This window comes from Limnohabitans curvus (genome assembly GCF_003063475.1).
Lineage (GTDB): Bacteria > Pseudomonadota > Gammaproteobacteria > Burkholderiales > Burkholderiaceae_C > Limnohabitans > Limnohabitans curvus.
The window spans coordinates 1,587,632-1,602,407 of sequence record NZ_NESP01000001.1 but is presented as its reverse complement, the minus strand read 5'-3'; the positions used below and the strand labels follow the sequence as shown (position 1 = coordinate 1,602,407).

Genomic DNA, 14,776 nt, shown 5'->3' with positions numbered 1-14,776 from the left:
AAAACCGCGCCAAGAGCAACTACTCGTTGGCGCGGGGGTTGGAATGGGCTATTCACCCACTCCAAAACTGCAATAACGTTTAATTTTTATTGCAATTTGATTTCGACGTCCACGCCCGCTGGCAGGTCGAGTTTCATCAAGGCGTCAACTGTTTTATCAGTTGGGTCCACGATGTCCATCAAACGCTGGTGGGTACGGATTTCGAGCTGGTCACGGCTGGTCTTGTTGACGTGCGGTGAACGCAAGATGTCAAAACGCTTCATGCGTGTTGGCAAAGGCACGGGGCCTTTGACAATCGCGCCAGTGCGCTTGGCAGTGTCAACGATCTCAGCTGCAGACTGGTCGATCAATTTGTAGTCAAACGCCTTCAGACGGATGCGGATCTTTTGCTTCGAGGACATTTAAATTCCTTGATTAGGCAATGATCTTGGCAACCACACCAGCGCCAACTGTCTTACCACCTTCGCGGATAGCGAAGCGCAAGCCTTCTTCCATCGCAATGGGGTGGATCAACTTCACAGTGATCGACACGTTGTCACCTGGCATCACCATCTCTTTGCCTTCTGGCAACTCGATAGCACCTGTCACGTCAGTCGTACGGAAGTAGAACTGAGGACGGTAGTTGTTGAAGAATGGTGTGTGGCGGCCGCCTTCGTCTTTCGACAACACATAGATCTCAGCTGTGAAGTGAGTGTGCGGCTTGACTGAACCTGGCTTGCACAACACTTGACCGCGCTGCACGTCTTCGCGCTTTGTACCGCGCAACAAGATACCCACGTTGTCGCCAGCTTGACCTTGGTCCAACAACTTGCGGAACATTTCCACGCCAGTACACGTTGTCTTGACCGTGTCAACGATACCCACGATTTCGATTTCTTCGCCGACTTTGATGATGCCGCGCTCGATACGGCCTGTCACCACAGTACCGCGACCAGAGATGGAGAACACGTCTTCCACTGGCATCAAGAAGTTACCGTCCACTGCGCGCTCAGGCGTAGGGATGTAGCTGTCCAAAGCAGCAGCCAATTTCAAAATGGCTTCTTCGCCCAATGGGCCTTTGTCGCCTTCGAGGGCCAGCTTGGCTGAACCTTGAATGATTGGGGTGTCGTCGCCTGGGAAGTCGTACTTTTGCAGAAGTTCGCGAACTTCCATTTCGACCAATTCCAACAACTCAGCGTCGTCCACCATGTCGCACTTGTTCAAGAACACGATGATGTAAGGCACGCCCACCTGACGAGCCAACAAGATGTGCTCGCGGGTTTGTGGCATGGGGCCGTCAGCAGCTGAACACACCAAAATAGCGCCGTCCATTTGAGCAGCGCCAGTGATCATGTTTTTCACATAGTCGGCGTGACCAGGGCAGTCCACGTGTGCGTAGTGACGTGTTTCAGTCTCGTACTCAACGTGAGCAGTGTTGATCGTGATGCCGCGTGCTTTTTCTTCAGGAGCCGCGTCAATTTGGTCGTAAGCCTTAGCTTCGCCGCCAAACTTCAAAGACAGGATCGTGGTGATCGCAGCTGTCAACGTTGTTTTGCCGTGGTCGACGTGACCAATGGTGCCCACGTTCACGTGCGGCTTGGTACGTTCAAATTTTCCTTTTGCCATTTCTTTTCTCCAAAGAGCAGTGCCCGTGTACAGGTTTTATGTCTGCACGATGCTGCTGATTCGCCCCGCACGGGTGACAGGGCGGCGCATCGTCGCAGACAGGGGCCGCTTGACGCAGCCCCATGGGTTTTTATTTTGCGCGGGCGGCCACGATGGCTTCCGCAACGTTACGAGGGGCTTCAGCGTAGTGCTTGAATTCCATCGTATAAGTTGCACGGCCTTGTGACATCGAACGCAGGGTGGTTGAGTAGCCGAACATTTCAGACAATGGCACTTCAGCTTTAATTGCTTTACCGCCACCAACCATGTCGTCCATACCTTGCACCATGCCACGACGTGAGGACAAGTCGCCCATCACGCTACCAGCGTAGTCTTCAGGCGTCTCAACTTCCACAGCCATCATGGGCTCCAGAATGACCGGGCCAGCTTTACGGCAACCTTCTTTGAAACCAAAGATGGCAGCCATTTTGAAAGCCATTTCGTTCGAGTCCACATCGTGGTACGAGCCGAAGTGCAAGGTCACCTTGACGTCAACGACTGGGTAGCCAGCCAACACGCCTTGACCCAACGCTTCGATCACGCCTTTTTCAACCGCAGGGATGTATTCGCGAGGAACCACACCACCCTTGATCGCGTCAACGAATTCGAAGCCTTTGCCAGCTTCTTGTGGCTCAACCTTGAGCACCACGTGACCGTACTGGCCTTTACCGCCAGACTGACGCACAAACTTGCCTTCGGCCTCTTCCACAGTCTTGCGAATGGTTTCGCGGTAAGCCACTTGGGGCTTGCCCACGTTGGCTTCCACGCCGAATTCACGCTTCATGCGGTCGACAATAATTTCCAAGTGCAATTCGCCCTGACCACCAATGATGGTCTGGCCAGATTCTTCGTCGGTTTGCACGCGGAAAGAAGGATCTTCTGCAGCCAAACGAGACAAAGCCATGCCCATTTTTTCTTGGTCAGCTTTTGTTTTTGGCTCAACAGCTTGACGGATCACAGAGTCAGGGAACACCATGCGCTCCAAGGTGATCACGGCTGCTGGATCGCACAAAGTCTCACCTGTGGTGACGTCTTTCAAACCCACGCAAGCAGCGATGTCGCCCGCACGAATCTCGTCGACTTCTTCACGGTTGTTGGCGTGCATCTGCACAATACGACCGATACGCTCTTTCTTGCCACGCACAGGGTTGTACACGGTGTCGCCCTTTTTCAGGACGCCCGAGTAAACGCGCACGAATGTCAACTGACCCACAAATGGATCGGTCATCAATTTGAATGCCAAGGCGGAGAACTTCTCGTTGTCATCCGCTTTACGGATCACTTCTTTTTCGTCTTCGTCAAAGCCCTTGATCGCTTTCACGTCCAACGGAGAAGGCATCAATTCAAGCACAGCATCCAACATACGTTGAACGCCTTTGTTCTTGAACGCTGTACCGCACAACATCGGTTGAATTTCGCTGTTGATGGTGCGCACACGAAGACCGTGTGTGATTTCTTCTTCAGTCAAGTCACCTTCTTCGAGGTACTTGTTCATCAACTCTTCAGAGGCTTCAGCCGCAGCTTCCACCATCTTTTCGCGCCATTCTTTGGCCAATTCCACCAAATCAGCTGGAATTTCTTCGAAAGTGAACTTCATACCTTGAGACGCTTCGTCCCAAATGATGGCTTTCATTTTGCGGAGGTCAACCACGCCAGTGAAGTTATCTTCAGCGCCGATTGGGATCACGATTGGCACAGGATTGGCCTTCAAGCGCAACTTCATCTGGTCAACGACCTTGAAGAAGTTGGCACCCGTACGGTCCATCTTGTTCACAAAGGCCAAACGTGGCACTTTGTATTTGTTAGCTTGACGCCACACGGTTTCGGATTGGGGCTGAACGCCACCCACCGCACAGTAAACCATGCAAGCACCGTCGAGCACGCGCATGGAACGCTCAACTTCAATCGTGAAGTCAACGTGGCCAGGGGTGTCAATGATGTTGATGCGGTGGTCAGCGAAAGAGCCATCCATGCCCTTCCAGAAACAAGTGGTGGCAGCAGAAGTGATCGTGATGCCACGCTCTTGCTCTTGCTCCATCCAGTCCATGGTGGCAGCGCCATCATGCACTTCACCAATCTTGTGGTTCACACCGGTGTAAAAAAGAATACGCTCTGTCGTGGTGGTCTTACCAGCGTCAATGTGCGCTGAAATACCAATGTTGCGATAGCGCTCAATGGGGGTATTGCGAGCCATTTTTTACCTTTGAATTTAGAAGCGGAAGTGGCTAAACGCCTTGTTGGCTTCGGCCATGCGGTGAACTTCGTCACGCTTTTTCATAGCACCGCCACGGCCTTCAGAGGCTTCCAGCAACTCGTTAGCCAAGCGCAAAGCCATGGACTTTTCGCCACGCTTGCGAGCGGCTTCTTTGAGCCAACGCATGGACAAAGCCAAGCGACGCACAGGACGCACCTCAACTGGCACTTGGTAGTTAGCGCCACCCACACGGCGGGACTTAACCTCCACCATTGGCTTGACGTTGTTGATAGCAACGGAGAACAACTCGACGGGGTCTTTGCCCGACTTTTGCTCGATTTGCTCCAGAGCACCGTAAATGATGCGCTCAGCAACCGCTTTTTTGCCGCCTTCCATGATCACGTTCATGAATTTAGACAACTCGACATTGCCGTACTTTGGATCCGGCAGGATTTCACGTTTAGGGACTTCGCGACGACGTGGCATATTTCACCTCTTATTTGCTTCAGTTGGCATCTTCTTCAGACACCGCAAAAACCATTTTGGTTTTCACTTACTCGACCCACAGCGGGTCACTACGCCGATTCACCGCGCCACGCGGGAAACAGCACCTGTTTGATCAAAAGATCAGTGCTTACTTAGCCTTAGGCTTTTTAGCGCCGTACTTAGAACGCGATTGCTTGCGATCTTTCACGCCTTGCAAATCGAGCGAACCGCGCACGATGTGGTAACGCACACCTGGCAAGTCTTTCACACGACCGCCGCGCACGAGCACAACGCTATGTTCTTGCAAGTTGTGACCTTCACCGCCGATGTACGAAATGACTTCGAAACCGTTGGTCAAGCGAACTTTGGCAACTTTACGCAGCGCAGAGTTAGGCTTCTTAGGAGTCGTGGTGTACACACGGGTGCACACGCCACGACGTTGTGGAGAATTTTGCATCGCAGGGCTTTTAGACTTGGTCGTTTCGACCTCGCGCCCCTGACGCACCAGTTGATTGATGGTTGGCATTGAAAAACGTCCCTAAACGTTTGAATTAAAAAGAAAACGTGAATCCCTTCGGAAATTCCGAAAAGCCTTCTAGTGTATCAGCATCGGGAGGGGGAGGCAAATCTAGGCCGAAATGCCTCAAACAGCGCTTACTTGACCCACAAGCGCACGGCGTCCCAAGCGCGGCCCACGAAACCTGCTTGTTCGACGGTTTCGAGCACCAACAAAGGCACATCCACCAGTGGCTTCTGGTCCAGAGTGACCTTCAAAGCACCCACGGCTTGGCCCCGGCTGAGTGGCGCAACCAAAGGTTCAGGGCGAGCCACTTGGGTTTGAATGCGGCCAGCAGCGCCAGCCGGCACCGCCACCACGATGGGCGCGAAGCGGCCCAATTTGACTTGGTTGCCACGACCCTTCCAAACATTGGGCGTGACCACCGCTTGGTTCGCATCAAACAACTTGATGGCGTCAAACGCGGTGTAACCCCAGTTCAGCAGCTTTTGCGATTCAGTGGCTCGCGCGTTCTCGCTGGAAGCCCCCAACACAATCGACAACAAACGACGTTGACCCACGCCTGGTGCGTCACGCTTTGCGGTGGCAATCAAACAAAAGCCTGCAGCATCGGTGTGGCCTGTTTTCAAGCCATCCACACTGGGGTCGCGAAACAACAGCAAGTTGCGGTTGCTTTCATTGGCCGCAGGTGTGCCGGGGTAGCGGTATTTTTTGATGGCGTAGTAGCCCACGTAATCCGGAAAGTCTTGCATCAAGCGACCCGCCAAGATGCTCAGGTCACGCGCGGTGGTGGTGTGACCGGGCTCGGTCAAGCCTTCTGGGTTTTTGTAACCGGTGGATTTCATGCCGAGCACTTTGGCTTGGGCATTCATCATCTGCACAAAGTGCTCCACCGTGCCGCCCACACCTTCGGCCAAAGCCATGGTGGCGTCGTTGCCAGACTGAACAATCATGCCTTTGATGAGGTCTTCAACAGGCACTTTCATCTTGGGATCAATGAACATGCGCGAGCCGGGCATCTTCCATGCGCGCTCGCTCACGCCAAAGGTTTGTTGTAGGCTGATTTTTTTGGCCTTGAGCGCATCAAACACGATGTAGGCGGTCATCAACTTCGTCAGCGACGCTTGCTCAATCGGCTTATCGGCATCCAACTCCGCCAAGGTTTGCTGCGCGGTCAAATCCACCAGCAAATACGCACGTGCCGCAATTTCAGGGGGCTGCGGCACTTGCGCCTGCGCTTGAAACACGCAAGTCAAGCCCATCAAAAAGCCGATGAAAGTGGTGCGCAGGAATCGTGTCATGACGGTCTTCAGATGAAAAATGAGCCAAAGAATTGGGCTCGCTTTTTAAGCAAAAGCCCCGCAAGCGCTGGCAGGGCTTAGCCCTGCAAATGACGCACTACTAAATTCTTGAGAAGCGGTAATTGTCCATGAAAGAAATGGCCACCACCAGGCACCACCGTCACCGGCAGGCTTTGTGGGCGCGCCCAATCCATGACGGAAGCCAAGGACACGGTATCGTCTTGCTCGCCATGCACCACCAAGGTTTTGTCATGCAACCCGGGCGCCACAGGTGCGACAGTGAAGCGCTGCGCCGCAGTCCCAATGAAGGCCACCTTCTCAATCACGCGGTACGCGTGCAGCTCGGCCAAAGCATGGCTGGCCACAAAAGAACCAAACGAGAAGCCCGCAATGGCCAACGGTCCGACCGGTGCCACTTGCTCAACCACGCGCAAAAAGTCGCGCGCTTCGCCAGCACCTGCATCGTGCTCGCCCGCCGACGCGCCGACGCCGCGAAAATTAAAACGTACCACCGTCCAGCCGCATTGCACAAAGGCACGCGCCAGTGTTTGCACCACTTTGTTGTCCATGGTGCCGCCAAACAAAGGGTGCGGGTGCGCCACGATGGCCACGCCACGCGACACGCCCTCGGGCTCGTCACGCAAAGCTTCGATGACACCCGCTTCGCCTTCAAGGGTGATTTTTTGGGTTTGTGAATTCATGACTGCCTCAACGCCCCACGTGGGCGGGTACCACCAAGCGCTCGACCACTTGGCCGTTCTTCAGGTGGCTTTCAACGATTTCATTCACATCGCTTTTATCCATCACGGTGTACCAAACGCCCTCTGGGTACACCACAGCCACGGGACCGCCTGCGCAGCGGTCTAAGCAGCCCGCTTTGTTCACACGCACGCCGCCTACGCCCGCAAGGCCCGCCGCTTTGACTTGGGCTTTGCAATGGTCAAACGCTTCTTGTGCGCCATGGTTGGCGCAGCAATCTTGGCCGTTCTCACGCTGATTCAGGCAGAAAAAGATGTGGTGTTTGTAATAAGAAGTTTGTGTCATAGGTGAATTTTAGTTTTGGGTGCTGCGATCGCGCGACACACGCACCAGCGCCAGCATCAGCACGGCATAGGGCCACAGCCAGCCCAGCCATTGCACAAGTCCGTGAAAACGGATGAAACGACCTTGCTCCCAAGTTTGCAAAGTTTGCGCGAAGTAAGCGCTTTCCGGCGATTGGTTCAGCACACTTTGCTGCACAAGCAGCGCGAGCAACAAAAACGTCCAAGCGGTGCGGGCCGACAGCGGCAAAAAGAACAAAGCCACCACACAGCCAAAAATGAGCCCCAACATCACAGGCAAATCCAGCCAAGTCCAAGCATGTACTGGGCCGTAGCTCAACGCGGCAGATAAAGCACTCACACCCAAAGCCATGCACAGCACCAACAGCATGTACAAAAAGCGTTGCCCGGCTTGGCGAATCACACCAAATCCCAGCAAGCAAGGCACGAGCAAGCCCAACATCACACACAACAACTCGGCACCCGGCAGCAATGGCTCTAGTTCAAACGCGCGCAGGGGAATCCAATCTTCAAACGGTGTCGCATCAAATGCACTGGTCAGCGCGTCTTCCACACGCTCCCACACTTGGCCCAAGCCCAAAGGCACAGCCACTGGAAACAGCAACGCAGCGGGCCACACCGCCATCAACACCAAGGCCATATAAGCGTCGCGGACAAACCAACGTTCACGGAATTGGCTCCATCGGCGCAGCAAACCCAAATGTTCCAAGGAGCTCGCCAACACGGCGCCGATCCATGCACCCAGCGTGTTGAGCAGGAAGTCAGGCAAAGAAGGCACGCGCGCAGGCAAGTAGCTTTGCAAACCCTCCATCGCCAATGACAAAACAGCCGCCGCCAGGGTCGAAAGCGTGACCACGCGCGTTTGCCAGCCCATGCGCATGGCGCTCAGGGTCAGGAAAAAACCTAGTGGGGCATAGCCGAGAACGTTTGCCACCACATCAAACCCCAGCCAATACTTGGGCCAAGGCGCCGTTAAAAACGACCAAGACCAAATGCCTTGATCGCGCCAATGGTCAAACGGATACAGACTGGCGTAGACGATCAACGCCACGCACATTTGCGACAGAGGCCAAGCGGAGGTTTTACGCATGGGCCAAGCGTGTTTTTTAGAAAGGTTTGACGACCACCAAGATCACGGCAATGGTCAGCAAGACCACCGGAATCTCGTTGAACCAGCGGTACCACACGTGGCCACGGGTGTTGGTTCGGGTTTCAAATTTGCGAAGCAGGCGGCCACAGCCATGGTGGTAGCCCAGCGCCAGCAACACCACGGTCAGCTTGGCGTGCATCCAGCCATTGCCAGGGCCCATGCCAATACCGACGCCCAGCCAGAGCCACAAACCCAGGCCCACGGCAGGAATCATCAACAAGGTGGTGAAACGCATCAGCTTGCGCGCCATCAGCAACAAGCGCGTCTCTTCTGCCTCGGACCCAGGCTCAACTTGCGCCAAGTTCACAAAAATGCGAGGTAAGTAAAACAAGCCCGCAAACCAGCTGGCCACGAAGATGATGTGAAAAGATTTGATCCAAAGCATGGGACCAGTTTAGCCGCGCTCAAAAAAAGCCCGACACGAGGTCGGGCCAAGTCACCTGGCAGCTTTGACGCGCAAGGTGCCCGCTTAGGGAGGAAAAGCGGGGAGCAGCAAGCTGCCCGAATGCAATCTAGCAAACACGCAAATTGCCATCAATGGGGGTAACGCCACACGTTTCGCCTAAGCGACACACACAAACAGGCACAATTTCATATATGCAACACCCTTTTGCCCCTTTCCCCGCCAACCGCCCTCGCCGTCTGCGCCGTGACGACTTCACCCGCCGCTTGGTGCGCGAACACGCGTTGAGCGTGAACGACTTGATCTACCCCGTCTTTGTGCTCGAAGGCGAAAAACGCCGCGAAGCCGTGGGCTCCATGCCCGGCGTCGAGCGCTTGAGCTTGGACTTGCTGCTACCCGTGGCCGAAGAATGTGTGAAGCTGGGCATCCCCGTGATGGCCTTGTTCCCCGTCATCAGCGGCCACCTCAAAACGCCCGATGGCATTGAGGCCACCAACCCCGACGGCCTCGTGCCGCATGTGGTGCGTGAGCTCAAAAAACGTTTCCCCGAACTCGGCGTGATGACCGATGTGGCGCTGGACCCCTTCACCAGCCATGGCCAAGACGGTCTGCTGGACGACGCGGGTTACATCTTGAACGATGTCACCACCGAGATGCTGGTCAAACAGGCCATGACCCAAGCCGACGCAGGCGTGGACATCGTGGCCCCCAGCGACATGATGGACGGCAGAATTGGAGCGATTCGAGCAGCGCTCGAAGCGAAGGGCCACATTCACACCCGCATCATGGCCTACAGCGCCAAGTACGCCAGCGCGTTCTACGGCCCGTTCCGTGATGCGGTGGGGTCTTCGGCCAACTTGGGCAAGGCCGACAAAAAGGTCTACCAAATGGACCCCGGCAACACAGACGAAGCCCTGCGCGAAGTGGCGCTGGACATCGCCGAAGGCGCCGACATGGTGATGGTCAAGCCCGGCATGCCCTACCTCGATGTGGTGCGCCGCGTCAAAGATGAGTTCCATGTGCCCACCTTTGCCTACCAAGTCAGCGGCGAATACGCCATGCTCAAAGCCGCCGCCCAAAACGGCTGGCTCGACCACGACGCAGTGATGATGGAAAGCTTGCTCGCCTTCAAACGCGCAGGCGCAGACGGCGTGTTGACCTACTTCGCCATCGACGTGGCGAAAAAATTGCACGGACTGTCTTGATGCATTTGCCTGAAATTCGCAGGTCACACATCGCCATCGCGGTGATTTCGGGCTTGCTTTTCAGTTTGTCTTTTCGGCTGAACCAGTACTTTGACGCATTGTTTGTCTACTCTGCTGGCATCAGCCTGTTGTTCTTGCCTGCAGGTGTCAAGCTTTTAGCTGTGCTGGTCGGACGTTTGCCCGCGATCGTGGGCATCATGGTGGTCAGCGTGCATTTAGGTGCGAGCATTTGGCCAGACAAGCCGATGACGGCCATTGTTTACTTCGCTTTTGTGAGCTTGATGACCTACCCAATTGCGACGTTAGGGGTCATGCGTTTGTTCCACATCCGCAAAAATCTCAGCAACTTACGGTATCACCACATCGTGGTGTTGTCGGTCGTGGCCAGCATCCTGAACGGCTTGGTTCACAACTGGCTGTATCTCGCGCAAGGGGTCACCACGAGTGAAGAGCTTTGGCACAAAAGCGCCGCCATGGCGTTGGGTGACTTCATGGGATGCTTTGTGGTGGTGGCGTTTTTCCATGCCGCCATGGGCGTGCTGCGCAGTGCGCGCAACCCCCAAATCGATTGACGCTTAGCCCAGGTGTTTGCCAAAGAACGCCAAGGTTCGCACCAAAGCCAACTTGGCTGACGCCTCTTGGTAAGCACCGCGGTGGTCGCAATTGAAGCCGTGATTGGCGGGATACAAATGCACCTCTACCTCTGGGTGCGCGTGCTTGAACTTTTCCACCGTGTCTAGCGGAATCCAGTGGTCTTCTTCTGCGTAATGCGCGAGCACGGGGCAATGGGGGTGACGTGCGATTTCCTCGTCCGTCGTTGAGCCACCCCCGTAATAAGGCACTGCAGCGCTCAGGCCTTTCACCAAAGCCGCTGCACGCCACGCCAACAAACCGCCCCAGCAATAGCCCACGATGCCGACTTTGGCGCCGCTGGTCTTAGCGGCGTAGTCCACTGCCGCTTGAATGTCAGCCATGACGCCTGGCGCAGGCAAGGACTCGATCGCTGCTTTCAGCACCATGCCGGCTTGCATGTCTTCGGGGCTGTAGCCCAGCTCCACGCCATGTTTGGCTCGGTGGAACGTGGCGGGTGCCACGGCCAAATAACCTTGCGCGGCATACCCATCGGCCACTTCACGGATGTGCGCGTTGACACCAAAAATCTCTTGTACGACCACCACCGCACCCTTGGGCGTAGCCTTGGGTTGCGCCACATAGGCAGGAAAAACAAAGCCGTCTGCAGAAGTCAAATTGACAGTCATCTTGAGATCTCCTTAAATTTCTTGAAAGTAAATATCGAACAGCTTACTGGGTTTTTAAAGGCCTGGTGCTATCGTGCAGCCCATTAAGTTCGCTCAACCGCATTGAGGAGACAAGAATGAAACCTGTACTTTTGATCACTGGCGCCAGCCGAGGCATTGGCGCCGCCACTGCCGTTTTAGCAGCGCAGCAAGGCTGGGCCGTGGCCGTGAATTACGCCAGCAATGCACCGGCGGCCGACAGCGTGGTGAAGCAAATTCAAGACGCAGGCGGAACCGCCATCGCGGTGCAAGCCGATGTGGGCGACGAAGCGCAAATTTTGCGCATGTTTGCCGAAGTCGATGCCAAGCTGGGCCGCATCTCAGGCCTCGTCAACAACGCGGGCGTGGTGGATGTGACCGCCAAAGTGCAAGACCAAAGCTGGGCGCGCTGGGAACGCATGATGCGCATCAACGTGTTGGGCTCGTTCGCCTGCGCACGCGAAGCCGTTAAGCGCATGAGCACCGGGCACGGGGGCTCGGGTGGCAGCATTGTCAACGTCTCAAGCGCCGCCGCACGCTTAGGCGCACCCGGCCAATACGTGGACTACGCTGCGGCCAAAAGCGCCATCGACGCCTTCACCATCGGCCTCGCCAAAGAAGTGGCGGCAGAAGGTATCCGCGTCAACGCGGTGCGCCCCGGCTTGATTGACACCGACATCCACGCCTCAGGCGGCTTGCCCAACCGCGTGCGCGATTTGGCGCACTTGGTGCCCATGCAACGCGGCGGCACCTCTGAAGAAGTGGCGCAAGCCATTGTGTGGCTGCTCAGCGATGCGGCCAGTTACACCACCATGAGCTTGATGGAAATTTCGGGCGGACGCTAAAACACCGCCGCCCACTTTGGCCTTGGACGAGTACCGTCACGTGCGAGGTTTAAGCGGCGAAGCCTCCGGCCAAGGCCTTGCGCAAATAGTCCACAAACGCCGTCACCGCACGTGGCACATGGGGCGAATACGGGCGAATGGCGTACAGCTGCTCGGCAAATGCGCCGACCGGTTGCCAGTCCGGCAGCACCTGAACGAGCTTGCCTTGTTGCAAAGCGGCTTGCGCACTGAAGTCAGGCAAGAGCGCAATACCCAAGCCCGTTAAGGCTGCCTCACGCAGTGCCTCACTGTTGTTGGCAGCCAGCTGCCCCGTCACCGGGACGGTGATGCGTTCGTCTTTGTCTTTGGCTTTGGTCTTCACACGCGCCAGCGTCCACGTGGGCGTGTCTTGTGCGCGCAGGTAATGCAGGCAGTTGTGCGCTTGCAAATCAGCGGGCGTTTGCGGCGTGCCCGCACGGCGCAAATAAGCTTTATTGGCCACCAACACCGAGTGCGTGCTGCACAAAGTCCACGCCACATGTGTATCCGGTGGACGGGCGGTGTGACGAATCGCCAAGTCAAAACCTTCAGTGGCCAAGCTGCTGAGTCGGTCCGCCATATCTAGCTCTATGCGCACCTCTGGGTACTCGCGCAAGAAATCAGCCAAACGCGGGGCGAGCTGTTGACGCGCAAAAGCCACAGGCGCAGTGACGCGTAGCAAACCGCTTGGCACACCTGCCAAGTCGCGCACTTGGGCAAAGCTGTGTTCGATTTGTTCAAACGAAGCGCGGGTATCGTCCACCAAGCGCTGTCCGGCTTCCGTCAAACGCACGCTGCGGGTGGTGCGTTGCACCAGCGGCACACGTGCCGCGCGTTCAAGTTCAGCAATGCGTTGGCTCATGGCGGCCTTGCTCACACCGAGGCGTGCAGCGGCAGCGGTGTAGCTGCCTTGTTGGGCCAGCACACTGAGCCAATGCAGGTGGTGCCAAAGCTCACTGATTTTTTGGTCATTCATGGCTTGATTGTTCACTATTTTGAACAATCAATTCAAGGTTTGATGCTTGTTTCATGCATTTACCCTGCCTACACTGCGTCATCTTTCCTCAACACCGAAACACCTCATGACACAAGCCCACATCGCGCATTACATCAACGGCGCCGTTGCCAACGGCAGCGGCACACGCACGCAGCCCGTGTACAACCCAGCCACAGGCGCTGTCACAGCCAATGTGAGCTTGGCCAATGTGGCCGATGTCAACGCTGCCGTGGCCGCCGCCCACAAAGCTTTCCCCGCTTGGGCCGACACCCCGCCCCTGCGCCGCGCCCGTGTGATGTTCAAGTTCTTGGAATTGCTCAACGCCAACAAAGACAAGTTGGCCCACATGATCACCGCCGAGCACGGCAAAGTGTTCACCGACGCCCAAGGCGAAGTGAGCCGCGGCATCGACATCGTCGAGTTCGCCACCGGTATTCCTCAGTTGCTCAAAGGCGATTTCACCGAGCAAGTCTCCACCGGCATCGACAACTGGACCATGCGCCAACCCCTCGGCGTGGTGGCGGGCGTGACGCCCTTCAACTTCCCCGTCATGGTGCCCGCCTGGATGTTTCCCGTGGCCATTGCCGCTGGCAACACCTTTGTGCTCAAGCCCAGCCCGATTGACCCATCGCCTTCGTTGTTCATTGCCGAACTACTCAAGCAGGCAGGCTTGCCAGACGGTGTATTCAACGTGGTGCAAGGCGACAAAGAAGCGGTCGACGCTTTGCTGGTTCACCCCGATGTGAAAGCCGTGAGCTTTGTGGGTTCCACGCCCATCGCCAACTACATTTATGAGACCGGCGCCCACCACGGCAAGCGCGTGCAAGCCTTGGGCGGCGCGAAGAACCACATGGTCGTCATGCCCGACGCCGACATCGACCAAGCGGTCGACGCCTTGATTGGCGCGGCCTACGGCTCCGCAGGCGAGCGTTGCATGGCCATCAGCGTGGCCGTGTTGGTGGGCGATGTGGCAGACCGTTTGATGCCCAAACTCATTGAACGCACCAAGGCTTTGAAAGTGCTCAACGGCGAAAACCTCGCTGCCGAAATGGGCCCCATCGTGACCGACGTGGCGCACAAGCGCATCACTGGCTACATCGAACAAGGCGTGAAAGAAGGTGCGCGCTTGTTGGTTGACGGCCGCAACTTTGACGGCGCGTCTGCTGGCGAAGGCTGCGGCACTGACACATCAGGCGGCTTCTGGATGGGCGGCACCTTGTTTGACAACGTCACCCCAGACATGCGCATCTACAAAGAAGAAATCTTCGGCCCTGTGCTGAGCTGCCTGCGCGTGGCTGACTTGGCACAAGCCGTAGACCTCATCAACGCACACGAGTTCGGCAACGGCGTGAGCTGCTTCACCCGCGACGGCAACGTGGCCCGTGAGTTTGCGCGCCACATCCAAGTGGGCATGGTTGGCATCAATGTGCCGATTCCGGTGCCCATGGCGTGGCACGGCTTTGGCGGCTGGAAGAAGAGCTTGTTTGGCGACATGCACGCCTACGGTGAAGAAGGTGTGCGTTTCTACACGAAGCAAAAGAGCGTCATGCAGCGCTGGCCTGAAAGCATTGGCAAAGGCGCTGAGTTCGTGATGCCTACATCGAAATAACTTTAGCTTTCGAGAGGGGCGCTTTTGCGTGTGCAGCGGCAGCTTGGGGCAGCATGTTTTGCTCCTCGT

16 protein-coding genes are annotated in these 14,776 nt (G+C 56.3%); 4 read left to right on the top strand and 12 right to left on the bottom strand.

The window, feature by feature from the left end; translation table 11 throughout:
- Nucleotides 1–86 precede the first annotated feature (86 nt).
- The 10 genes from rpsJ to B9Z44_RS07920 all read right to left on the bottom strand — a co-directional run bounded on the left by rpsJ (nt 87) and on the right by B9Z44_RS07920 (nt 8,738).
- Nucleotides 87–401, bottom strand: coding sequence for a 30S ribosomal protein S10 (rpsJ, locus tag B9Z44_RS07965; RefSeq protein WP_019426908.1), 315 nt, complete (start codon nt 399–401; stop codon nt 87–89).
- Between the two features lie 13 nt (nt 402–414).
- Nucleotides 415–1,605 carry an elongation factor Tu gene (gene tuf, locus B9Z44_RS07960; RefSeq protein ID WP_108401976.1) on the bottom strand — a complete coding sequence of 397 codons (1,191 nt, stop codon included), beginning with the start codon at nt 1,603–1,605 and terminating at the stop codon, nt 415–417.
- Between the two features lie 130 nt (nt 1,606–1,735).
- Nucleotides 1,736–3,838, bottom strand: a complete 2,103-nt coding sequence (fusA, locus tag B9Z44_RS07955) for an elongation factor G (protein WP_108359612.1) — start codon at nt 3,836–3,838, stop codon at nt 1,736–1,738.
- Nucleotides 3,839–3,853: 15 nt separating this feature from the next.
- Nucleotides 3,854–4,324 carry a 30S ribosomal protein S7 gene (rpsG, locus tag B9Z44_RS07950; RefSeq protein ID WP_100134358.1) on the bottom strand — a complete coding sequence of 157 codons (471 nt, stop codon included), beginning with the start codon at nt 4,322–4,324 and terminating at the stop codon, nt 3,854–3,856.
- A gap of 148 nt (nt 4,325–4,472) precedes the next feature.
- On the bottom strand, nt 4,473–4,850 hold the full coding sequence (gene rpsL, locus B9Z44_RS07945) for a 30S ribosomal protein S12 (protein WP_066708835.1): 378 nt from the start codon (nt 4,848–4,850) through the stop codon (nt 4,473–4,475).
- Nucleotides 4,851–4,978: 128 nt separating this feature from the next.
- Nucleotides 4,979–6,103 (bottom strand): D-alanyl-D-alanine carboxypeptidase family protein, encoded by a 1,125-nt coding sequence (locus B9Z44_RS07940; protein ID WP_233246921.1) that lies wholly within the window; start codon nt 6,101–6,103, stop codon nt 4,979–4,981.
- A gap of 116 nt (nt 6,104–6,219) precedes the next feature.
- Nucleotides 6,220–6,843: an alpha/beta hydrolase gene (locus tag B9Z44_RS07935; protein ID WP_108359609.1), complete on the bottom strand. Its 624-nt coding sequence runs from the start codon at nt 6,841–6,843 to the stop codon at nt 6,220–6,222.
- A gap of 7 nt (nt 6,844–6,850) precedes the next feature.
- On the bottom strand, nt 6,851–7,186 hold the full coding sequence (locus B9Z44_RS07930; protein ID WP_108359608.1) for a (2Fe-2S) ferredoxin domain-containing protein: 336 nt from the start codon (nt 7,184–7,186) through the stop codon (nt 6,851–6,853).
- A 9-nt stretch (nt 7,187–7,195) separates the two neighbouring features.
- Nucleotides 7,196–8,293, bottom strand: a complete 1,098-nt coding sequence (locus tag B9Z44_RS07925) for a VanZ family protein (RefSeq protein WP_108402134.1) — start codon at nt 8,291–8,293, stop codon at nt 7,196–7,198.
- A 16-nt stretch (nt 8,294–8,309) separates the two neighbouring features.
- Nucleotides 8,310–8,738 (bottom strand): CopD family protein, encoded by a 429-nt coding sequence (locus tag B9Z44_RS07920; RefSeq protein WP_108359606.1) that lies wholly within the window; start codon nt 8,736–8,738, stop codon nt 8,310–8,312.
- A 212-nt stretch (nt 8,739–8,950) separates the two neighbouring features.
- Here B9Z44_RS07920 and hemB point away from each other — a divergent pair, with 212 nt between their 5' ends.
- Both hemB and B9Z44_RS07910 read left to right on the top strand, forming a co-directional pair.
- On the top strand, nt 8,951–9,961 hold the full coding sequence (hemB, locus tag B9Z44_RS07915) for a porphobilinogen synthase (protein ID WP_108402133.1): 1,011 nt from the start codon (nt 8,951–8,953) through the stop codon (nt 9,959–9,961).
- Complete coding sequence (locus B9Z44_RS07910; RefSeq protein ID WP_108402132.1) at nt 9,961–10,533, top strand: hypothetical protein; 573 nt, start codon at nt 9,961–9,963, stop codon at nt 10,531–10,533. Before hemB ends, B9Z44_RS07910 begins: the two co-directional genes overlap by 1 nt.
- Before the next feature lie 3 nt (nt 10,534–10,536).
- Here B9Z44_RS07910 and B9Z44_RS07905 read toward each other — a convergent pair whose 3' ends face one another.
- On the bottom strand, nt 10,537–11,220 hold the full coding sequence (locus B9Z44_RS07905; RefSeq protein ID WP_108402131.1) for a dienelactone hydrolase family protein: 684 nt from the start codon (nt 11,218–11,220) through the stop codon (nt 10,537–10,539).
- 116 nt (nt 11,221–11,336) lie between these two features.
- Between B9Z44_RS07905 and B9Z44_RS07900 the strand changes: the two genes are divergently transcribed.
- A complete protein-coding gene (locus tag B9Z44_RS07900) occupies nt 11,337–12,083 on the top strand; it encodes an SDR family oxidoreductase (protein ID WP_108402130.1) in 747 nt (248 codons plus the stop codon).
- 49 nt (nt 12,084–12,132) lie between these two features.
- Here B9Z44_RS07900 and B9Z44_RS07895 read toward each other — a convergent pair whose 3' ends face one another.
- Nucleotides 12,133–13,077 (bottom strand): LysR family transcriptional regulator, encoded by a 945-nt coding sequence (locus tag B9Z44_RS07895; protein WP_108359601.1) that lies wholly within the window; start codon nt 13,075–13,077, stop codon nt 12,133–12,135.
- A gap of 106 nt (nt 13,078–13,183) precedes the next feature.
- Here B9Z44_RS07895 and B9Z44_RS07890 point away from each other — a divergent pair, with 106 nt between their 5' ends.
- Nucleotides 13,184–14,707 carry a CoA-acylating methylmalonate-semialdehyde dehydrogenase gene (locus B9Z44_RS07890; RefSeq protein ID WP_108402129.1) on the top strand — a complete coding sequence of 508 codons (1,524 nt, stop codon included), beginning with the start codon at nt 13,184–13,186 and terminating at the stop codon, nt 14,705–14,707.
- The last annotated feature ends 69 nt before the right edge of the window (nt 14,708–14,776 follow it).